The organism is Bacillus sp. 3103sda1 (assembly GCF_024159135.1).
Classification (GTDB): domain Bacteria; phylum Bacillota; class Bacilli; order Bacillales; family Bacillaceae_G; genus Bacillus_A; species Bacillus_A rhizoplanae.
The window spans coordinates 230,258-252,500 of the sequence record NZ_JAMYWS010000001.1; the positions used below are offsets into that span (position 1 = coordinate 230,258).

The 22,243-nt window shown below is 40.2% G+C and carries 15 protein-coding genes, 4 rRNA genes and 2 riboswitches (1 of these 21 only partly in view); of the genes, 15 read left to right on the forward strand and 4 right to left on the reverse strand.

Annotated features, from left to right (window positions below):
* The first annotated feature begins 127 nt into the window (after positions 1–127).
* Genes tsaE through tsaD form a run of 4 tightly spaced genes read left to right on the forward strand, consistent with a single transcriptional unit; the run spans position 128 to position 2,745 of the window.
* Complete coding sequence (gene tsaE, locus NKR74_RS01340; protein WP_098309788.1) at positions 128–601, forward strand: tRNA (adenosine(37)-N6)-threonylcarbamoyltransferase complex ATPase subunit type 1 TsaE; 474 nt, start codon at positions 128–130, stop codon at positions 599–601.
* Positions 582–1,274 (forward strand): tRNA (adenosine(37)-N6)-threonylcarbamoyltransferase complex dimerization subunit type 1 TsaB, encoded by a 693-nt coding sequence (gene tsaB / locus NKR74_RS01345; protein WP_098309787.1) that lies wholly within the window; start codon positions 582–584, stop codon positions 1,272–1,274. The genes tsaE and tsaB overlap by 20 nt, the downstream gene beginning before the upstream one ends.
* Positions 1,275–1,285: 11 nt before the next feature.
* Positions 1,286–1,729: a ribosomal protein S18-alanine N-acetyltransferase gene (rimI, locus tag NKR74_RS01350; protein WP_098309786.1), complete on the forward strand. Its 444-nt coding sequence runs from the start codon at positions 1,286–1,288 to the stop codon at positions 1,727–1,729.
* Complete coding sequence (gene tsaD / locus NKR74_RS01355; RefSeq protein ID WP_253628403.1) at positions 1,729–2,745, forward strand: tRNA (adenosine(37)-N6)-threonylcarbamoyltransferase complex transferase subunit TsaD; 1,017 nt, start codon at positions 1,729–1,731, stop codon at positions 2,743–2,745. Before rimI ends, tsaD begins: the two co-directional genes overlap by 1 nt.
* A 306-nt stretch (positions 2,746–3,051) precedes the next feature.
* On the opposite strand, the gene NKR74_RS01360 is transcribed toward tsaD, so the two are convergent.
* Positions 3,052–4,977, reverse strand: coding sequence for an ABC-F family ATP-binding cassette domain-containing protein (locus NKR74_RS01360; RefSeq protein WP_218007850.1), 1,926 nt, complete (start codon positions 4,975–4,977; stop codon positions 3,052–3,054).
* 182 nt (positions 4,978–5,159) lie between these two features.
* On the opposite strand from NKR74_RS01360, the gene NKR74_RS01365 reads away from it, so the two are divergent.
* On the forward strand, positions 5,160–5,789 hold the full coding sequence (locus tag NKR74_RS01365) for a redox-sensing transcriptional repressor Rex (RefSeq protein WP_098309783.1): 630 nt from the start codon (positions 5,160–5,162) through the stop codon (positions 5,787–5,789).
* A 26-nt stretch (positions 5,790–5,815) separates the two neighbouring features.
* Here the strand turns inward: NKR74_RS01365 and NKR74_RS01370 are convergent, their stop codons facing one another.
* Positions 5,816–6,013, reverse strand: a complete 198-nt coding sequence (locus NKR74_RS01370; protein ID WP_098309782.1) for a YdiK family protein — start codon at positions 6,011–6,013, stop codon at positions 5,816–5,818.
* A gap of 2 nt (positions 6,014–6,015) precedes the next feature.
* Entirely contained in the window at positions 6,016–6,744 is a 729-nt protein-coding gene (locus NKR74_RS01375; RefSeq protein WP_253628404.1) for a CPBP family intramembrane glutamic endopeptidase, read from the reverse strand.
* A 370-nt stretch (positions 6,745–7,114) separates the two neighbouring features.
* Between NKR74_RS01375 and groES the strand changes: the two genes are divergently transcribed.
* The 8 genes from groES to NKR74_RS01415 all read left to right on the forward strand — a co-directional run bounded on the left by groES (position 7,115) and on the right by NKR74_RS01415 (position 19,315).
* Entirely contained in the window at positions 7,115–7,399 is a 285-nt protein-coding gene (gene groES, locus NKR74_RS01380) for a co-chaperone GroES (RefSeq protein ID WP_098309780.1), read from the forward strand.
* Positions 7,400–7,437: 38 nt separating this feature from the next.
* The gene (gene groL / locus NKR74_RS01385) at positions 7,438–9,075 is read left to right on the forward strand and encodes a chaperonin GroEL (RefSeq protein WP_154712711.1); all 1,638 of its coding nucleotides are present in this window, start codon (positions 7,438–7,440) and stop codon (positions 9,073–9,075) included.
* 386 nt (positions 9,076–9,461) lie between these two features.
* A riboswitch (purine riboswitch) is annotated at positions 9,462–9,563 on the forward strand.
* Between the two features lie 151 nt (positions 9,564–9,714).
* A complete protein-coding gene (gene guaA, locus NKR74_RS01390) occupies positions 9,715–11,253 on the forward strand; it encodes a glutamine-hydrolyzing GMP synthase (protein WP_301287634.1) in 1,539 nt (512 codons plus the stop codon).
* A gap of 162 nt (positions 11,254–11,415) precedes the next feature.
* A riboswitch (purine riboswitch) is annotated at positions 11,416–11,518 on the forward strand.
* Positions 11,519–11,647: 129 nt separating this feature from the next.
* On the forward strand, positions 11,648–12,973 hold the full coding sequence (locus NKR74_RS01395; protein WP_253628405.1) for an NCS2 family permease: 1,326 nt from the start codon (positions 11,648–11,650) through the stop codon (positions 12,971–12,973).
* A gap of 570 nt (positions 12,974–13,543) precedes the next feature.
* Positions 13,544–15,095, forward strand: a 16S ribosomal RNA gene (locus tag NKR74_RS01400).
* Positions 15,096–15,232: 137 nt separating this feature from the next.
* Positions 15,233–18,155 (forward strand): 23S ribosomal RNA (locus tag NKR74_RS01405).
* Between the two features lie 50 nt (positions 18,156–18,205).
* A 5S ribosomal RNA gene (gene rrf / locus NKR74_RS01410) occupies positions 18,206–18,321 on the forward strand.
* The 16S, 23S and 5S rRNA genes sit together here, the layout of an rRNA operon.
* A 133-nt stretch (positions 18,322–18,454) precedes the next feature.
* Positions 18,455–19,315 carry an SMP-30/gluconolactonase/LRE family protein gene (locus NKR74_RS01415; RefSeq protein WP_253628406.1) on the forward strand — a complete coding sequence of 287 codons (861 nt, stop codon included), beginning with the start codon at positions 18,455–18,457 and terminating at the stop codon, positions 19,313–19,315.
* Positions 19,316–19,485: 170 nt separating this feature from the next.
* On the opposite strand, the gene NKR74_RS01420 is transcribed toward NKR74_RS01415, so the two are convergent.
* On the reverse strand, positions 19,486–20,028 hold the full coding sequence (locus NKR74_RS01420; protein ID WP_253628407.1) for a DUF1697 domain-containing protein: 543 nt from the start codon (positions 20,026–20,028) through the stop codon (positions 19,486–19,488).
* 401 nt (positions 20,029–20,429) lie between these two features.
* Here NKR74_RS01420 and NKR74_RS01425 point away from each other — a divergent pair, with 401 nt between their 5' ends.
* A complete protein-coding gene (locus NKR74_RS01425) occupies positions 20,430–21,317 on the forward strand; it encodes a DMT family transporter (protein ID WP_253628408.1) in 888 nt (295 codons plus the stop codon).
* 599 nt (positions 21,318–21,916) lie between these two features.
* Positions 21,917–22,243 (forward strand): 16S ribosomal RNA (locus tag NKR74_RS01430); it runs 1,225 nt beyond the window's last position.

The following is a 22,243-nucleotide window of genomic DNA, read 5'->3' on the forward strand; positions in this document are numbered from 1 at the left end:
ATAAGACAGTCAATCTTATCCTTAGGACAACTCCTAAGGTCTTTTTTATATAATCGAAACTGAAACAAAAATAAAAAATCTGTATAATAAAGAGCAGGGAATACTAACAGTAAGGTAGGTGAAACCTTTGAATAAATATGAAATAACAACAATGTCTTCAGAAGAAACGCAGAATTTATCAGAAAAGCTTGGACAATTAGTTCAGGCGCAGGATGTTTTGATTTTAGAAGGAGACTTAGGTGCAGGTAAGACAACATTTACAAAAGGTCTTGCAAAAGGTCTTGGTGTAAAACGTGTTGTGAATAGCCCAACGTTCAATATTATTAAAGAATACAAAGGACGATTACCGCTTTATCATATGGATGTATACCGCCTAGCGGAGAGCGAAGAAGATTTAGGGTTTGATGAATATTTTTATGGTCAAGGTGTAACAGTGGTGGAGTGGGCGCATTTAATAGAGTCTTTTTTACCACTTTCACTTTTAAAAATCAGTTTATTCCACACGGGGGATAGTACAAGAAAAATTGTATTAGAGCCGAGCGGAGAACGTTATATTAGATTATGTGAGGAGCTATTACAAAATGAAAGTACTAGCAATTGATACTTCTAACTATGTAATGGGAGTTTCTCTTATTGATGGAAATATGGTTGTGGGAGAAATCATTACAAATTTAACAAAAAATCACTCTGTGCGTCTAATGCCAGCAGTAGAGCAACTTTTACAAGAATGTAATGTGAAACCAAAAGAATTAAATAAAATCGTTGTAGCAGCTGGTCCAGGCTCTTATACAGGTGTTCGTATTGGTGTAACAGTAGCAAAAACATTAGCTTGGTCATTGCAAATTCCGATTGTTGGTGTATCAAGTTTAGAAGTGCTGGCAGCAAACGGAATAAATTTCCCAGGGTATATTTGTCCGTTATTTGATGGTCGTCGTCAGCAAATTTATACGGGATTGTATACATATAGAGAACAAAAGTTGCAATCTGTGAAAGAGGATCGTATTATTCTCATTGCCGATTGGTTACAAATGTTAAAAGAGATAGGACAACCTATTTTATTTATCGGAAATGATGTAGAACAGCATAAAGATACAATTGTAGAACACTTAGGAGATCAAGCAGTATTTGCCCCGCTGACGAAACATAATCCACGCCCAAGTGAATTAGCTTTCTTGGGCTTACAGAAAGAAGAGCAATCTGTGCATACATTCGTTCCAAGTTACCTTCGTTTGGCAGAAGCAGAGGCAAAATGGTTAGAAAGTCAAACGAAATAGGGGTTTTATGAATGAACATTACATTTAGAAATATGAAGGAAGAGGATATTCCGCAAATTGTTGCGATTGAAGAAGCTTCATTTGCGACTCCTTGGACTGCCGAAGCATTTGAACGAGAATTAAAAATGAATGAGTATGCACACTACGTTGTACTGGAAACAGAGGAAGGAATTCTAGGTTATTGCGGACTTTGGGTCGTTCTTGATGAATCACATATTACGAACATTGCGGTATTACCACAATACCGTGGTCAAAGGCTCGGAGAAGTGTTATTACAAGAAGTAATGAACAAAGCGAGAGCTCTTGGAGCAAATACGATGACACTTGAAGTGCGTGTTTCAAATGAAGTTGCAAAAAAGTTATATCGGAAATTTGGTTTTCAAAATGGCGGAATTCGCAAAAGATACTATACAGACAATTATGAAGATGGTCTTGTAATGTGGGTGAACTTATGATGAAAAAAGATACAATTATACTGGGTATTGAAACAAGCTGTGATGAAACAGCTGTAGCAGTTGTGAAAAATGGACGAGAAATTTTAGCGAACATTGTAGCTTCGCAAATTGAAAGTCATAAACGTTTTGGCGGGGTTGTTCCGGAAATTGCATCTCGTCACCATGTGGAACAAATAACGGTTGTATTAGAAGAAGCGTTAAAAGAAGCGCAAATTACGTTTGAAGATATTGATGCAATTGCTGTTACAGAGGGGCCAGGCCTTGTTGGGGCATTGTTAATTGGTGTGAATGCAGCAAAAGCGGTAGCTTTTGCACATGGTATCCCGTTGGTTGGCGTGCATCATATTGCTGGTCATATTTATGCAAATCGCTTAGTACAAGAACTGCAGTTTCCATTATTGTCTCTCGTTGTATCTGGTGGACATACAGAGCTTGTTTATATGAAAGAGCATGGTTCATTTGAAGTAATTGGCGAAACAAGAGATGATGCTGCAGGAGAAGCATACGACAAGGTGGCACGTACGTTATCATTGCCATATCCAGGTGGACCGCACATTGATCGTCTTGCCCATGAAGGAGAGCCGACAATCGATCTGCCTCGTGCATGGCTGGAACCAGATTCTTATGATTTTAGTTTTAGTGGTTTAAAATCCGCAGTTATTAACACTGTGCATAACGCTAAGCAGCGCGGAGAGGAACTAACACCTGAAGATTTAGCTGCAAGTTTTCAGGCAAGTGTAATTGATGTGTTAGTAACAAAAACAGTACGAGCAGCGGAGGAGTATGGCGTGAAGCAAGTGCTTCTTGCTGGAGGAGTTGCGGCAAATAAAGGATTGCGGGCTCGACTAGAAGAGGAGTTTGCAAATAAAAACGATATAGAGCTTATTATTCCACCGTTATCTTTATGCACAGATAACGCTGCTATGATTGCTGCAGCTGGTACGATTGCATATGAGCAAGGAAAGAGGGCAACATTAGCATTAAATGCAAATCCTGGGTTGGATATTGAATCATAGTTATTCCGCGTTTAATGAGACACTGAATTTTCGACTCTCGTTAAAGAAGATAAGTTTAGTTAAATGTTAGTGGGGCCACAGATGAAAGTTTCACTTTATACACATAATTAACCACAACCTGTGGATAAAACCTATATTATCTGTTGATAATATAGGTTTTTTTGTGAGTATAAACTGTGGATAAATATTATTTTATTTGTGGATAATGTGGAAAAATTAATATTTAGCTTGATAATATGAAATTGAATATGTGAATAACACTGTGGATAAATAAAAAGGTCAGCGTAACTGCTAACCTTTTTATTTTTATATTTGTAATTCTTCCCATTCTTCCATACATGCTTCTAATTGTTCTTGTAGTGTTTGTTTTTCTGCTGTAATATCACTTGCTCTTTCGTAATCAGCATATACTTCAGGCAGACAAAGTTGTTCTTCTAATGTAGCGATTTGCTCTTCCATTGCAGCAATGTTTTCTTCTAATTCCTCAATTCTACGCGTACGTTGGCGCTCTTGCTTTTTACGTTCTTTTTCTTCAATATAATTTAATTTTTCTTGCGCCACTTGTTTTTGTGCAGGTTTATTCGTTTCTTGTTCTTCAAGTTCTGCCCGCTCTAACATTTCATTTTTCTTTTCTATATAATAATCGTAATCGCCTAGATATTCCGCTGCCCCGTCTGTTGACAATTCAATAACTTTTGTGGCGATGCGATTAATGAAATAGCGGTCATGAGAAACAAATAAAATAGTTCCTGGAAAATCAATAAGAGCATTTTCTAATATTTCTTTACTACTTAAGTCTAAATGGTTTGTCGGTTCATCTAAAATAAGTACATTTGATTTTTGCATCATAAGTTTTGCAAGAGCTAAACGTGCTTTTTGTCCACCACTTAAAGAAGAGACTGGCTTTAAAACATCATCACCAGAAAATAAAAAGTTTCCAAGTACTGTGCGGATTTCTTTTTCTGGTTGCAGCGGGTAATCATCCCAAAGTTCATCTAATACGCGTTTTGATGATGTTAAGTTTGCTTGTTCTTGGTCATAATATCCAATAGAAACGTTAGAGCCGAATGAAAAACTGCCGTTTAAAGGACGAAGTTTATCCACAAGAGATTTTAATAAAGTGGATTTTCCGATTCCATTTGGACCTACAAGTGCAACACTATCACCTCTCGTTAATTGGAAATGAATGTGCTCAATGATTGGCTCGTTATTATAACCAATTGTGATATTTTTTACTTGTAGTACATCATTTCCACTTTGCCTATCGATATCAAAGTGGAAAGAAGCAGATTTTGTATCACCGAGTGGTTTTGTCATAAGCTCCATACGATTTAATTGTTTTTGGCGACTTTGTGCCCGTTTTGTTGTGGAAGCGCGGGCGATATTTTTTTGAATGAAGTCTTGTAACTTTGTGACTTCTTCTTGCTGTTTCTCATAACGCTTCATCTCTTGTTCGTATAGCGATGCTTTAAGTTCTAAATACTTACTGTAGTTCCCCGTGTATTTTCGACTTTGTTTATTAGAGATTTCATACACCTGTGTTACGAGTTTATCTAGAAAGTATCGATCGTGTGAAACGATTAAAATAGCACCAGGATAGCCTTGTAAATATTGTTCCAGCCACGTTAATGTATCGATATCTAAATGGTTGGTTGGCTCATCCAAAATAAGCAAATCTGGTTTTGTTAATAATAATTTGCCAAGAGCTAAACGGGTTTTTTGCCCACCACTTAAAGTGGAGATTGTAGTTCCGTGTGTCTCAGAAGGAAAGCCAAGTCCGCTTAAAACAGAGCGAATATCAGCTTCGTATTGGTAGCCGCCTTTATTTTTATAATCTAATTGCAGGCGATCATACTCTGCTAACAATCTTTCATGTACAGTGACATTTGTGAAATTTTCTTCTTTCCCCATTTCTTGTTCTAGCCTTCGGAGTTCTTTCTCCATGCGTTGCAAGTCGAGAAATACCGTTAGCATTTCATCCCAAATGGTTAATGATGTTTCAAGACCAGTGTGCTGTGCTAAGTAACCGATAGATACATCTTTCGGTTTAATAATTTCTCCGCTGTCATGGGACAGTTCTCCCGCAATAATCTTTAATAATGTAGACTTTCCAGCGCCGTTACGGCCGACAAGTGCAATGCGATCACGCGTCTGTACCTCTAGCTTAATGTTTGAAAGAATCACTTCAGCGGCGTATAACTTGGAAAGGTTATTCACTTGTAGTAGAATCAATGTTTTCACCTCAAATAATTTCTTAACTTTGCCATGATTATATTTCTCAATCATACTAAAAATAGTGTATAGTTGAACATAATAGAGAAGTTCTCTCTCTATTATACAGGGAAAACTTTCAATGCTAAACTTCCGTACATGTTTCAATCACTTGAACAGATAGGAAGAGAGGAGGGGGTTGCATGGAGCAGCCTAAAATTCCGCAGGCGACTGCCAAAAGATTGCCTCTATACTATCGATTTATCCAAAACTTATCGTTATCTGGTAAGCAACGCGTATCATCTGCAGAATTAAGTGAAGCGGTGAAAGTGGATTCGGCGACGATTCGAAGAGATTTTTCATACTTTGGGGCATTAGGGAAAAAGGGATACGGCTATAACGTAAATTATTTATTGTCGTTTTTCCGTGAAACACTTGATCAAGATGATGTAACGCGTGTAGCACTAATAGGGGTAGGTAATTTAGGGACAGCTTTCTTACATTACAATTTTACGAAAAATAATAATACAAAAATTGAGATGGCATTTGACGTTGATGAAGAGAAAGTTGGAAAAGAAATCGGAGGAATTCCAGTATATCATCTGGATGAATTAGAAGAGAAATTATCCGATGATATAAAAGTGGCAATATTAACAGTACCTGCTTCTGTTGCACAAGCTGTAGCAGATCGCTTATCGCATACTGGTATACAAGGTGTTTTAAACTTTACACCTGCTAGGTTAAATATATTAGAACATATTCGAATTCATCATATCGATTTAGCGGTAGAATTACAAACGCTTGTGTACTTTTTAAAAAATTACCCACAATAAAAACGCAGGAATTCCCTGCGTTTTTATTATTTCTTCATACTACCTTTTTTCGGTTTAGAAAAAAGAAGGCGAAGTGCCAAATTAAAATCAACTGTTGCCATTATAGCGAGTAATATTGTATAAAAGTTCCAAATTGTATCTTCAACACTTGTAATTGCTAAGTATGTAAAAATACACCCAAGAAGAAAATACAAAGTTGCCATAACAAATGGTGAAGTTCGCATGTTTAAAATCCCCCGATGAATCCTTGCAATTTTTCAGCTTTTTCTATGTATGGGTGAAGTACAAATGTAATTAGCATAACATTTGTATTCATCATAACATGAGCCATAATAGGTACAATAATTCGTTTTGTTTTTACATATAAAAATGAAAAAACAAGCCCCATGGAAATATACACTAATAAATGTGTAGGGTCAAAATGAATTAAAGCAAATATAAGTGAACTCACAATTGCTGCGATAAAGAAGTTATATCGTTTATATAGTGTTCCAAATAGAATCTTTCTAAATACAATTTCTTCAAGAATGGGAGCGAATATAGAAGAAACAATCATAAATAATGGAGCAGCTTTTATAATCTCGATAATGTTTTGTGTATTTTCAGATTCAGGTTTAACTTTAAAAATTTGTGTTTCAATTGTGCCAGCAATTACTTGGGCAAATAAAGCAAGAAAAACCCCCAAAATAATCCATCCTATTGTAGCGGGAATGTTTGTTCTTTCCCGATCCCATTTTTCTGATTGTGTATCGTTGCGTAATATCAGAAGGATAATAATAAGAGCAACAAAGAAGCTAATTATTCCCCAATGTGCAGTTGCCAATTGAACCTCTTCTTGAAAGCTCCTGTTTCCATTGTTGTATATTCCGCTTTTTAAAAGGAGCCACCCTCCAATTACACCTGATAATTGCATTAAAATATATGTAACAACAACCCACCAGTATTGTCTCTTCAATTTCGTAACTCCTTTTTAAATTTTTTGTAATGAAAAAGGAAAATGCTCTATCCATAGAGAAAACAACTTATGGCATCTTCTTATTGTAACATAGGAGAAGAGGGAAAAACGATGGAATATCAAATAGAATCTTCTATCAGTGCCGATCTTCCATGAAGCCAAGGATTTATATTATTGCGCTACCCATCAGGTAAAGAAGAGAAGCTTATGGAAAGACTGAAGAGGATGTAAAATAGTTTTCCGAAAAATTACGTTTTTTCACTTGCAAAAGAAAATGAGATTCTTTATTATAATAAGTGTGTTAGCACTCTAAGTGTTTGAGTGCTAATAAACATAAAATTTACATAGTAAATTGAGGAGGTTATTGTTCATGCTAAAGCCATTAGGTGATCGCGTTGTAATTGAACTTGTTCAAGCAGAAGAAAAAACAGCAAGTGGTATCGTATTACCAGACACTGCAAAAGAAAAACCACAAGAAGGTAAGGTAGTGGCAGTTGGTACTGGTCGTGTGCTTGAAAATGGTGAGCGTGTTGCTTTAGAGTTAGCTGTAGGCGATCGTATTATCTTCTCAAAATATGCAGGTACTGAAGTAAAATACGAAGGTGCAGAATACTTAATTTTACGTGAAAGCGACATTTTAGCAGTTATCAGTTAATTATATAAATCTTTAAAAATTCAAGGGGGTCAAATATTATGGCAAAAGATATTAAATTTAGTGAAGAAGCACGTCGTTCGATGCTTCGCGGTGTCGACACTCTTGCAAACGCAGTAAAAGTTACGCTTGGACCAAAAGGTCGTAACGTTGTACTTGAGAAAAAATTCGGTTCTCCGCTTATTACAAATGACGGTGTAACAATTGCAAAAGAAATCGAATTAGAAGATGCATTTGAAAATATGGGTGCAAAACTAGTAGCAGAAGTTGCTAGCAAAACAAATGATGTAGCTGGTGATGGAACGACAACTGCAACTGTATTAGCACAAGCAATGATTCGTGAAGGTTTAAAGAACGTAACAGCTGGTGCGAACCCAATGGGTCTTCGTAAAGGTATTGAAAAAGCTACTGTAGCAGCAATTGAAGAATTAAAAACGATTTCTAAACCAATCGAAGGTAAATCTTCTATCGCACAAGTAGCTGCTATTTCTGCTGCTGACGAAGAAGTAGGACAATTAATTGCAGAAGCAATGGAGCGTGTTGGTAACGACGGCGTTATTACATTAGAAGAATCTAAAGGATTCACAACAGAATTAGATGTAGTAGAAGGTATGCAGTTCGACCGTGGATATGCTTCTCCTTACATGATTACTGATTCTGATAAAATGGAAGCTGTTCTTGATAACCCATTTATCTTAATTACTGATAAAAAGGTTTCTAGCATTCAAGAAATCTTACCAGTATTAGAGCAAGTGGTACAACAAGGTAAACCACTTCTTATCATCTCTGAAGACGTAGAAGGCGAAGCGTTAGCTACATTAGTAGTAAATAAACTTCGTGGTACATTCAACGTAGTAGCTGTTAAAGCTCCTGGCTTTGGTGATCGTCGTAAAGCGATGCTAGAAGATATCGCTATCTTAACTGGCGGTGAAGTAATTACAGAAGAATTAGGCCGCGACTTAAAATCTGCAACTATCGCATCTTTAGGACGTGCTAGCAAAATTGTTGTAACGAAAGAAAATACAACAATTGTTGAAGGTGTAGGAAATACAGAACAAATCGAAGCTCGCATTGGTCAAATTCGTGCGCAGTTAGAAGAAACAACTTCTGAGTTCGATCGTGAAAAATTACAAGAGCGTCTTGCTAAACTAGCAGGTGGCGTAGCTGTAATTAAAGTAGGTGCAGCAACTGAAACTGAATTGAAAGAGCGCAAACTTCGCATTGAAGATGCACTTAACTCAACTCGTGCAGCAGTAGAAGAAGGTATTGTAGCAGGTGGTGGTACTGCACTTATGAACGTATATGCTAAAGTAGCTGGTATTACAGCTGAAGGTGATGAAGCAACAGGTATTAACATCGTACTTCGTGCGTTAGAAGAACCAGTTCGTCAAATCGCAATCAATGCTGGTCTAGAAGGATCTGTTGTTGTAGAACGCTTAAAAGGTGAAAAAGTAGGCGTTGGTTTCAACGCAGCAACAGGCGAATGGGTAAACATGCTTGAGTCTGGTATCGTAGATCCAACGAAAGTAACTCGTTCTGCTCTTCAAAATGCAGCATCTGTTGCAGCAATGTTCTTAACAACTGAAGCAGTTGTTGCTGACAAACCAGAACCAGCTGGTGCTGCTGGAATGCCTGACATGGGCGGCATGGGCATGGGCGGTATGGGCGGCATGATGTAATTTCATGCGCCGCGAAACATCCATCTCTTTATAGAGATGGATGTTTTTTGTTCTATAAGCAGTAAAATATAAAGTGAAACTTCCATCAGTGGTTTTTTTCATCCCCACTGATGGTTAGTTGAACCAATCGGGCTTTTACGGGCAGTTGTCCCCCGCTTATCTTCCTCGCTTCTCTCTAAAACTTGAGGTGGGAGGCTTACTGCCCGTTAATGCGGGATAAAAAAGATAGGTGTTTCGGGAAACTGTCTATAAGATGTTGACTCGTTCGAATAACTGTTAGTGAAGCTGGGGTTGAAGGAAGTTTCTCTATACAGGAAAATAATTTCTGTAGAATTTTGTCGCTTTCTCTCTTGACCGTATTCATACTTCATTGTTAGAATCTAGGAAGATAATATAAAGTATTCCTTCATATATCCTCAATAATATGGATTGAGAGTCTCTACCGGGTTACCGTAAACAACCTGACTATGAAGGCAGTGTGTCTATGTTTATAAGGAACGGATTCCTTTATAGGGCTAGACTCCTGCCTTTTCTTTGTTATGAGACTGAGGGCAGGGGACTGGCTTTTTTTATTATATTGGTAATTGTTTTTACCAAATTGGTGAAAATGTTTATATACAGAACTATGGGGTGATTATTTTGAAGAAACAGCACGATACGATTATCGTTTTAGATTTTGGAAGTCAGTACAACCAGTTAATTGCACGTCGCATTCGTGAGTTTGGCGTGTATAGTGAACTTCATCCGCATACAATTACAGCAGAAGAAATTAAAGCGATGAATCCAAAAGGAATTATTTTCTCTGGTGGACCAAACAGTGTATATGGCGAAAGTGCCTTCCACTGTGACGAAAAAATCTTTGACTTAGGCTTACCGATCTTCGGTATTTGCTACGGCATGCAATTAATGACAAAGCACTTTGGTGGAAAAGTAGAACGTGCAAACCATCGTGAGTACGGAAAAGCAGTATTAAAAGTAGAGAATCAATCGAAATTATATACAAACCTTCCAGAAGAACAAGTTGTTTGGATGAGTCATGGTGACTTAGTAACAGGCTTACCAGAAGGCTTTGTAGTAGATGCAACAAGTGAGTCTTGCCCAATTGCTGGTATGAGCAATGAAGCGCAAAACTTATACGGCGTACAATTCCACCCGGAAGTACGTCACTCTGAGCACGGTAATGATTTAATTAAGAACTTTGTATTCGGTGTATGTGGATGTTCTGAAGGCTGGAATATGGAGAACTTCATTGAAGTAGAATTAGAAAAGATTCGTGAAACAGTTGGCGACAAAAAAGTACTATGTGCACTTAGCGGTGGTGTAGACTCTTCTGTTGTAGCTGTATTAATTCATAAAGCAATCGGTGATCAACTAACATGTATTTTCGTTGACCATGGCTTACTTCGTAAAGGAGAAGCTGAAGGGGTTATGAAAACATTTAGTGAAGGCTTCCACATGAACGTTATTAAAGTGGATGCGCAAGAACGATTCATGAGCAAATTAAAAGGCGTTGAAGATCCAGAACAAAAACGCAAAATCATCGGTAACGAATTTATTTATGTATTCGATGATGAAGCATCTAAATTAGAAGGAATGGACTTCTTAGCACAAGGTACACTGTACACTGATATTATTGAAAGTGGTACAGCAACTGCACAAACAATTAAGTCTCATCATAACGTTGGTGGACTTCCAGAAGATATGCAATTTAAATTAATTGAACCATTAAATACATTATTTAAAGATGAAGTACGTGCGTTAGGATCCGAACTAGGAATTCCAGATGAAATCGTATGGCGTCAACCATTCCCAGGTCCAGGTCTTGGTATTCGTGTATTAGGTGAAATTACAGAAGAAAAACTAGAAATCGTTCGTGAATCTGATGCGATCTTACGCGAAGAAATCAAAAAAGCCGGTTTAGACCGTGAAGTTTGGCAATATTTCACTGCACTTCCTGGCATGCGCAGCGTAGGTGTTATGGGTGACGAGCGTACGTATGATTACACAGTAGGTATTCGTGCAGTAACATCTATCGATGGTATGACAGCAGACTGGGCACGTATTCCTTGGGACGTATTAGAGAAAATCTCTGTACGTATCGTAAACGAAGTAAAACACGTGAACCGTATCGTGTATGATATAACAAGTAAGCCACCAGCAACAATTGAGTGGGAATAAAGTGAATTTCATGATATAGAAGACGATCCATCTATACCTTGATGTGTAGATGGATCGTCTTTTTTGTTTTTATACGAACGAAATTTAGTTTTAAATAAAAAACGTTCGTTTTTCGTTTGACATTTAGATGAATACGAGTTACTATGAGTATGTAATTAATAATAAAAGTGAATATTACAGCCGTCGTATAATATCGGGGATATGGCCCGAAAGTTTCTACCTAGCTACCGTAAATGGCTTGACTACGAGGCGTTTTAATATAAAGGTAAGGGATCATTGCCTTTGTTTACAGACGCTTCCATGTATATGCAATGGAAGCCTTTTTTATTTTTATAGATAAAAGAGGGGCTAGGAAGAGTTACGATGAGCAATCATATAACGGGGGAAACATAGAATGAAACGTTACTTTCAGTTCGATGAGCTCGGAACAAATTATAAAACAGAGTTCATTGCAGGGTTAACAACATTTTTATCTATGGCATATGTGTTATTCGTCAATCCTGCTACGTTGTCGCTTAGCCACGTTAAGGGACTACCGGCAGGAACAGGAATGGATCCAGGTGCAGTGTTTGTTGCAACTGCTTTAGCAGCAGCAATTGGATCACTAATTATGGGGATTTTTGCAAAGTACCCAATCGCATTAGCACCGGGAATGGGGATTAATGCTTTCTTTGCTTATACAGCTGTATTAACAATGGGGATTCCGTGGCAAACAGCGATTGCTGGGACGCTAGTATCAGGTATTCTTTTTATCATTCTTACAGCTTCCGGCATTCGTGAAAAAATTATTAACGCAATTCCAACAGAATTAAAGTTTGCAGTAGCAGCTGGAATTGGATTGTTCATCGCATTTCTTGGTTTTCAAAATGCAGGGATTATTGTAAATAATGATGCTGTACTTGTTGGTTTAGGTGATTTAACAAAAGGAACAACATTACTCGCTATTTTTGGTGTAGTTGCAATTGTTATTTTAATGACAAGAAAAGTTAATGGAGCAGTGTTTTATGGGATGGTGCTTACAGCAATCGTTGGTGTGGCGACAGGATTAATTGACGCACCAAAGGAGATTGTTGGTGCAGTTCCAAGCTTGAAGCCAACGTTTGGAGTTGCTCTTCAACATATTGGTGACATTTTCACTCCTAAAATGCTTGTTGTTATTTTAACTTTCTTCTTTATCGATTTCTTTGATACAGCAGGAACACTTGTTGCAGTTGCCAATCAAGCTGGCTTAATGAAAGATAATAAATTACCACGTGCAGGAAGAGCATTAATCTCTGATGCGATTGCAACTGTAATCGGAGCAATACTTGGTACATCTACAACGACGTCTTATATTGAATCCTCTGCAGGGGTAGCAGCAGGAGGACGTTCTGGATTTACAGCAGTTGTAACGGCAGGTTTTTTCTTATTAGCACTTTTCTTTTCACCATTATTAAGTGTAGTAACACCATCCGTAACAGCACCGGCTTTAATTATTGTAGGGGTTTTGATGGTCTCATCATTAGGAGAAATTGATTGGAAGAAATTTGAAACTGCAGTACCGGCATTCTTTACAATTATTGCAATGCCGCTCACATATAGTATTGCAACAGGGATTGCGATTGGTTTTATCTTTTATCCAATTACAATGGTTGTAAGTGGTCGTCGTAAAGAGATTCATCCAATTATGTATGTACTGGGAGTTTTATTCGTACTGTATTTTGTCTACGTTCGTCAATAAAAGGGGTTTTTTGAAAGGACTAGGAGGGGATGCCTAGTCCTTTTTTGCATCTTTAGGAGTTTTTATAATAAACGTATAGAAAAAGAGAAAAATAGGTTGTATGAGTTCCGGGCACCACTTACGTTTATTATGGATTTTTATTTACTGCGTGATTATTCGATTCATAGTTTCTTTAACAATTATAATAAGAAAGATAAATCAAAACTTCCATCAGTAGTAGAGAGCTTTACCCCTCAATGATGGTTAGTTGAACTAATCGGGCTACCCACCTTCTTCGCTTTTCTCAGAATCTTGAGGTGGGGGGACTGCCCGTTAATGCGGGATAAATAAACCTTTTTATATTTTCTTAGAAAAACATATTGACGTTTAATATAAAAGAGTGTAATATTCTAGAAGTCGCTGATGCAACAGAGCAGAAAGCGAAAACGAAATGAAAAACTTAGTTGACATTGAAACACAAAGATGTTAACATAAGGAAGTCGCAATTGAGCGGCAAACAAGTTCTTTGAAAACTGAACGAAACAAACAACGTGAAACGTCAATTTTTATTTATGATGCTAGACAAACACTTTATTGGAGAGTTTGATCCTGGCTCAGGATGAACGCTGGCGGCGTGCCTAATACATGCAAGTCGAGCGAACCGATTAAGAGCTTGCTCTTAAGAAGTTAGCGGCGGACGGGTGAGTAACACGTAGGTAACCTGCCTATAAGACTGGGATAACTCCGGGAAACCGGGGCTAATACCGGATAACATTTTGCACCGCATGGTGCGAAATTGAAAGGCGGCTTCGGCTGTCACTTATAGATGGACCTGCGGCGCATTAGCTAGTTGGTGAGGTAACGGCTCACCAAGGCGACGATGCGTAGCCGACCTGAGAGGGTGATCGGCCACACTGGGACTGAGACACGGCCCAGACTCCTACGGGAGGCAGCAGTAGGGAATCTTCCGCAATGGACGAAAGTCTGACGGAGCAACGCCGCGTGAGCGATGAAGGCCTTCGGGTCGTAAAGCTCTGTTGTTAGGGAAGAACAAGTGCTAGTTGAATAAGCTGGCACCTTGACGGTACCTAACCAGAAAGCCACGGCTAACTACGTGCCAGCAGCCGCGGTAATACGTAGGTGGCAAGCGTTATCCGGAATTATTGGGCGTAAAGCGCGCGCAGGTGGTTTCTTAAGTCTGATGTGAAAGCCCACGGCTCAACCGTGGAGGGTCATTGGAAACTGGGAGACTTGAGTGCAGAAGAGGAAAGTGGAATTCCATGTGTAGCGGTGAAATGCGTAGAGATATGGAGGAACACCAGTGGCGAAGGCGACTTTCTGGTCTGCAACTGACACTGAGGCGCGAAAGCGTGGGGAGCAAACAGGATTAGATACCCTGGTAGTCCACGCCGTAAACGATGAGTGCTAAGTGTTAGAGGGTTTCCGCCCTTTAGTGCTGAAGTTAACGCATTAAGCACTCCGCCTGGGGAGTACGGCCGCAAGGCTGAAACTCAAAGGAATTGACGGGGGCCCGCACAAGCGGTGGAGCATGTGGTTTAATTCGAAGCAACGCGAAGAACCTTACCAGGTCTTGACATCCTCTGACAACCCTAGAGATAGGGCTTCTCCTTCGGGAGCAGAGTGACAGGTGGTGCATGGTTGTCGTCAGCTCGTGTCGTGAGATGTTGGGTTAAGTCCCGCAACGAGCGCAACCCTTGATCTTAGTTGCCATCATTAAGTTGGGCACTCTAAGGTGACTGCCGGTGACAAACCGGAGGAAGGTGGGGATGACGTCAAATCATCATGCCCCTTATGACCTGGGCTACACACGTGCTACAATGGACGGTACAAAGAGTCGCAAGACCGCGAGGTGGAGCTAATCTCATAAAACCGTTCTCAGTTCGGATTGTAGGCTGCAACTCGCCTACATGAAGCTGGAATCGCTAGTAATCGCGGATCAGCATGCCGCGGTGAATACGTTCCCGGGCCTTGTACACACCGCCCGTCACACCACGAGAGTTTGTAACACCCGAAGTCGGTGGGGTAACCTTTTTGGAGCCAGCCGCCTAAGGTGGGACAGATGATTGGGGTGAAGTCGTAACAAGGTAGCCGTATCGGAAGGTGCGGCTGGATCACCTCCTTTCTATGGAGAATTGATGAACGCTGTTCATCAATATAAGTTTCCGTGTTTCGTTTTGTTCAGTTTTGAGAGAACTATCTCTCGAAAATATATGTTCTTTGAAAACTAGATAACAGTGTAGCTCATATTTTTTTAATTTTGGTTAAGTTAGAAAGGGCGCACGGTGGATGCCTTGACACTAGGAGTCGATGAAGGACGGGACTAACACCGATATGCTTCGGGGAGCTGTAAGTAAGCTTTGATCCGGAGATTTCCGAATGGGGAAACCCACCATACGTAATGGTATGGTATCTTTATCTGAATACATAGGGTAAAGAAGACAGACCCAGGGAACTGAAACATCTAAGTACCTGGAGGAAGAGAAAGCAAATGCGATTTCCTGAGTAGCGGCGAGCGAAACGGAATCTAGCCCAAACCAAGAGGCTTGCCTCTTGGGGTTGTAGGACATTCTATACGGAGTTACAAAGGAACGAGGTAGACGAAGCAGCCTGGAAAGGCTCGTCATAGAAGGTAACAACCCTGTAGTTGAAACTTCGTTCCCTCTTGAATGTATCCTGAGTACGGCGGAACACGTGAAATTCCGTCGGAATCCGGGAGGACCATCTCCCAAGGCTAAATACTACCTAGTGATCGATAGTGAACCAGTACCGTGAGGGAAAGGTGAAAAGCACCCCGGAAGGGGAGTGAAAGAGATCCTGAAACCGTGTGCCTACAAATAGTCAGAGCCCGTTAACGGGTGATGGCGTGCCTTTTGTAGAATGAACCGGCGAGTTACGATCCCGTGCGAGGTTAAGCTGAAGAGGCGGAGCCGTAGCGAAAGCGAGTCTGAATAGGGCGTTTAGTACGTGGTCGTAGACCCGAAACCAGGTGATCTACCCATGTCCAGGGTGAAGTTCAGGTAACACTGAATGGAGGCCCGAACCCACGCACGTTGAAAAGTGCGGGGATGAGGTGTGGGTAGCGGAGAAATTCCAATCGAACCTGGAGATAGCTGGTTCTCCCCGAAATAGCTTTAGGGCTAGCCTCAAGTGTGAGAGTCTTGGAGGTAGAGCACTGATTGAACTAGGGGTCCTCATCGGATTACCGAATTCAGTCAAACTCCGAATGCCAATGACTTATCCTTGGGAGTCAGACTGCGAGTGATAAGATCCGTAGTCAAAAGGGAAACAGCCCAGACCGCCAGCTAAGGTCCCAAAGTGTGTATTAAGTGGAAAAGGATGTGGAGTTGCTTAGACAACTAGGATGTTGGCTTAGAAGCAGCCACCATTTAAAGAGTGCGTAATAGCTCACTAGTCGAGTGACTCTGCGCCGAAAATGTACCGGGGCTAAATACACCACCGAAGCTGCGGATTGATACCTATGGTATCAGTGGTAGGGGAGCGTTCTAAGTGCTGTGAAGTCAGATCGTAAGGACTGGTGGAGCGCTTAGAAGTGAGAATGCCGGTATGAGTAGCGAAAGACGGGTGAGAATCCCGTCCACCGAATGCCTAAGGTTTCCTGAGGAAGGCTCGTCCGCTCAGGGTTAGTCAGGACCTAAGCCGAGGCCGACAGGCGTAGGCGATGGACAACAGGTTGATATTCCTGTACCACCTCTTTATCGTTTGAGCAATGGAGGGACGCAGAAGGATAGAAGAAGCGTGCGATTGGTTGTGCACGTCCAAGCAGTTAGGCTGGTAAGTAGGCAAATCCGCTTACCGCAAAGGCTGAGCTGTGATGGGGAAGCTCCTTATGGAGCGAAGTCTTTGATTCCCCGCTGCCAAGAAAAGCTTCTAGCGAGATAAAAGGTGCCTGTACCGCAAACCGACACAGGTAGGCGAGGAGAGAATCCTAAGGTGTGCGAGAGAACTCTGGTTAAGGAACTCGGCAAAATGACCCCGTAACTTCGGGAGAAGGGGTGCTTTCTTAACGGAAAGCCGCAGTGAATAGGCCCAAGCGACTGTTTAGCAAAAACACAGGTCTCTGCGAAGCCGTAAGGCGAAGTATAGGGGCTGACACCTGCCCGGTGCTGGAAGGTTAAGGAGAGGGGTTAGCGCAAGCGAAGCTCTGAACTGAAGCCCCAGTAAACGGCGGCCGTAACTATAACGGTCCTAAGGTAGCGAAATTCCTTGTCGGGTAAGTTCCGACCCGCACGAAAGGTGTAACGATTTGGGCACTGTCTCAACCAGAGACTCGGTGAAATTATAGTACCTGTGAAGATGCAGGTTACCCGCGACAGGACGGAAAGACCCCGTGGAGCTTTACTGTAGCCTGATATTGAATTTTGGTACAGCTTGTACAGGATAGGCGGGAGCCTTTGAAGCCGGAGCGCTAGCTTCGGTGGAGGCGCTGGTGGGATACCGCCCTGGCTGTATTGAAATTCTAACCTACGGGTCTTATCGACCCGGGAGACAGTGTCAGGTGGGCAGTTTGACTGGGGCGGTCGCCTCCTAAAAAGTAACGGAGGCGCCCAAAGGTTCCCTCAGAATGGTTGGAAATCATTCGTAGAGTGCAAAGGCATAAGGGAGCTTGACTGCGAGACCTACAAGTCGAGCAGGGACGAAAGTCGGGCTTAGTGATCCGGTGGTTCCGCATGGAAGGGCCATCGCTCAACGGATAAAAGCTACCCCGGGGATAACAGGCTTATCTCCCCCAAGAGTCCACATCGACGGGGAGGTTTGGCACCTCGATGTCGGCTCATCGCATCCTGGGGCTGTAGTCGGTCCCAAGGGTTGGGCTGTTCGCCCATTAAAGCGGTACGCGAGCTGGGTTCAGAACGTCGTGAGACAGTTCGGTCCCTATCCGTCGTGGGCGTAGGAAATTTGAGAGGAGCTGTCCTTAGTACGAGAGGACCGGGATGGACGCACCGCTGGTGTACCAGTTGTTCTGCCAAGGGCATAGCTGGGTAGCTATGTGCGGAAGGGATAAGTGCTGAAAGCATCTAAGCATGAAGCCCCCCTCAAGATGAGATTTCCCATAGCGTTAAGCTAGTAAGATCCCTGAAAGATGATCAGGTTGATAGGTTCGAGGTGGAAGCATGGTGACATGTGGAGCTGACGAATACTAATAGATCGAGGACTTAACCATATAATATGAAGCAAATGTTATCTAGTTTTGAAGGAATATACCTTCATAAGTCTGGTAATGATGGCAGAGAGGTCACACCCGTTCCCATACCGAACACGGAAGTTAAGCTCTCTAGCGCCGATGGTAGTTGGGACTTTGTCCCTGTGAGAGTAGGACGTTGCCAGGCAATCTGAGACGAGTCAGTATGACTCGTCTTTTTTGTGCTTTTATATTGTAATTGGCATATCCAAGCTTTAATAGAGATATTCATACATGTTACTATAAATAGACAGAATATTCTTTAATGAGGAGATGTTAATTTGTTAGGTAAATTAGAGTTAGTGATTGATGCTAAGGCTACCCTTGGGGAAGGGCCTTGTTGGGATAGTAAAAAGCAGTTACTATATTGGGTTGATATCTTAGAGAAGAAGGTTCATATCTATAATCCTATTACAAATAAAAATAAGGGAATCTTTGTTGGACAGATGGTAGGATCAGTGGTTCCTAGTGAATCTGGTAACATGATCCTTGCTTTAGAGAACGGCTTTCATTCATTAAATCCGGATACGGAAGAACTACAGGCTATTTATAATCCGGAAAGCCATTTACAAGACAATCGCTTTAATGATGGGAAGTGTGATCCGGCAGGCCGTTTTTGGGCAGGTACTACGGACTCAGTTGGTATAAGTGGAGAGGGAGCGCTTTACTGTTTAGATACTGATTTAACTGTCAAAAAGAAATTAGAACAAGTGTGTACTTCTAATGGTTTAGCATGGTCACCTAATCATAAATACATGTATTTTATAGATACACCTACAAGAAAAGTGGTTCGTTTTGATTATGATATCCATACAGGGCATATTGAAAATCCTCAAGATGTTGTTATCATACCAAAAGAAGAAGGCCTTCCTGATGGAATGACGATTGATGAAGAAGGTATGCTATGGATTGCACACTGGGGAGGTTCTAAAGTATCGAGGTGGAACCCTGTAAATGGAGAACAATTGCTAACTATTCCTATACCTGCTTCATATGTAACCTCTTGTACATTTGGTGGAAGTGAATTAAATGAGTTATATATTACAACGGCAAGAATGCATAGTACAGGTCCGAGTGCCGGTGGAGTATTTCGAATAAAAACGAACATAAGAGGATGTCCTACGTATCAATTTAATGGATGAATTTACTGATGAGTACTATATGGAAAAATTAATTTAATCCCTATAGTTCATTTATGTACAAATTACATCATTCCTTCGATTTTTAGGGGAGAACAATAGCGAAAAGATATGAATGTCTTCATGAAATTTCAGTTTTTTATTGTTCCTCCCTCAGAATATGTTTTTCCCTATTAAGCTTGCATCGCTTTCAATAGCGCAGCCAACTTATTGATTGTATTCCAGTTGCGTGTTGTTGCTGTATTTCCGAGTTTCTGTAGATTCTTTGCCAACTTGGAATCCAGCATGCTTTGATGGAACAAGAAGTAAATTTCACGTCCGTGGATATAGTATTCATCATTATCACGTTCGCTGTTCGACAACAGTTCGACTACCTTTGGCTGAGGCTCTTCAGTCAAAATGGAAACATGAACACTTTCTCCTTTGGCTAAGGGTACATCTGTATATGGGCAATGCTCAATGATATTCTCAAATTCCATGGATGTTCTTAAGACAACGGTGATTGAAATTCCAAAAACTGTTTTAATTTCATTCTCAATTCGGGAGCGCAATGACTCTATATCCTCCGCTGATTCAAATAGGACATTGCCAGTTTGAATATATGTTTGTACTCGGTTGAGACCCATTGTTTCTAGCATATGCCTCAATTCAGCCATTTTGATCTTATTATGTCCACTTACGTTAATGCCTCGCAATAGCGCGATATAAATTGTCATTCTGTCACCTTCAGTCTTTTTGTTTTAGATTGCAACTAACAAATTCGTTACCTTGAAGAGGGATTCCTTTTTCATGTAGGAAAAGCTCTATGTAGTAAGTAGTTAAAATCACGAAATTTATTCAACTATATATTTTACACAGTCTATTAAAATACGAAAAATCCTATATTTACAGGTTACTGTTGAATTTCTTGTATTCTCCTTATACAAATTATATATTCAGTATCGAATCTACATCATCTTTTAGTAAATTAGAAAAATCTAATTAGTTCAAAGACGTTTAATCTAAAATAATTTTTCAAATCGAACAACTGTTTTGGGTGTGGATTTGGATGCAATCTAGTACTTAACTTAACAATTGTAATTGAAACGGATGTGAAATGCATATGAGAGGCACTTTTATGCTAATAATAGCGATTATGTTCTGGGGAATTGCTATCGCACCAACGAAATGGGCATTATATTCGTTCCCGCCTTTTACTTTACTTTTTTTGCGTTTATCCTTAGCTGGTTGCTTATTCTTTCCCTTTCATTGGAAGGAAATACGACAGACGTATATTCCTTGGAATAGAATGATACTTTTATCTTTCACAGGTGTTGCGGGATACTTTATGTTTACTTCATATGGAATTTCGCTTACAAGTGGAATGCATGTGAGTATTATTGATGCTACATTACCTTTATTTACTATTATGTTTTCTGCTTTTTTTCTTCAAGAAAAAATTAATTGGAAATATTGGGTTGGCATGTTTTTGGGGATGTGCGGTGTATTACTAATAACGATCCCGTTAAATGAGCAAGAGAGTACATCATCGCCTATGGGGGATTTACTTATTTTAGCTAGTACGGTTTTGTTCGCTTTTTATAATATTTTATTGAAACAGCCGAAGGAAGAAGCGGATTTATCGAGTGGAGCATTTACTACATTAACTTTACTTGCTGGGGCTATTATAGTTTTGCCTTTTACTATCTTTGAAGTATCGTATCGTGGAATCCCGGATGTAATAACGTGGCAGGCATGGGGAAGTTTAGCCTATTTGATTATCGGCCCTACTATTCTTGCCTACTTACTGTGGAACAAGGCATTGGAAGAAGTTTCAGCAGCTGTTGGTGGGATGTATTTAAATATTCTTCCATTAGTTAGTATGATAGCATCTGTCATTTTATTAGATGAGGTTATAACTTGGAGAATTGTTGTGGGCGGGGGACTTGTTTTGTTAGCAATTATCTGGGCAGATCAAGAAAAGTTTAAAATGTTATTTCAATCAGTATTAAGTATAAGTAAATAAAAATTAATACTTATTTGAATCTAAATTAAGTAAAAGTAAAACAGTTGTAATTCCTGAAACGTCTCATGCTATGATGTTTGACCATGCTCAGGAATTGATTCATGAAATTAAAGAGTTTTTAAAATGTCCGTATAAAATAACGTGATCTCACATTGGTGATGACTTGTTATAGTGAGAGAAGAACAGTTAGGTGTTTGGATAACAATAAATTGTAGTTATGTGGATAAATGTGTTTAATCGTTAGGGAATCTACTTGATTGAGTGATATCGAGAAGATCCCTGGTGTTAAAATAGTTCGTTATAGGGGAGTTAAATTTATTTTGAAGATGATCACTTAGAGTTATTCATTATGAAAGGAAATCGTTAATAAAAAGATTTGAAAAAAATGTTGACTCTATAGAAAGAAGTGTGTAATATATTAAGAATCGCTGATGAAACAGAGCAGAAAGCGAAAACGAAATGAAAAACTTAGTTGACATTGAAACACAAAGATGTTAACATAAGGAAGTCGCAATTGAGCGGCAAACAAGTTCTTTGAAAACTGAACGAAACAAACAACGTGAAACGTCAATTTTTATTTATGATGCTAGACAAACACTTTATTGGAGAGTTTGATCCTGGCTCAGGATGAACGCTGGCGGCGTGCCTAATACATGCAAGTCGAGCGAACCAATTAAGAGCTTGCTCTTAAGAAGTTAGCGGCGGACGGGTGAGTAACACGTAGGTAACCTGCCTATAAGACTGGGATAACTCCGGGAAACCGGGGCTAATACCGGATAACATTTTGCACCGCATGGTGCGAAATTGAAAGGCGGCTTCGGCTGTCACTTATAGATGGACCTGCGGCGCATTAGCTAGTTGGTGAGGTAACGGCTCACCAAGGCGACGATGCGTAGCCGACCTGAGAGGGTGATCGGCCACACTGG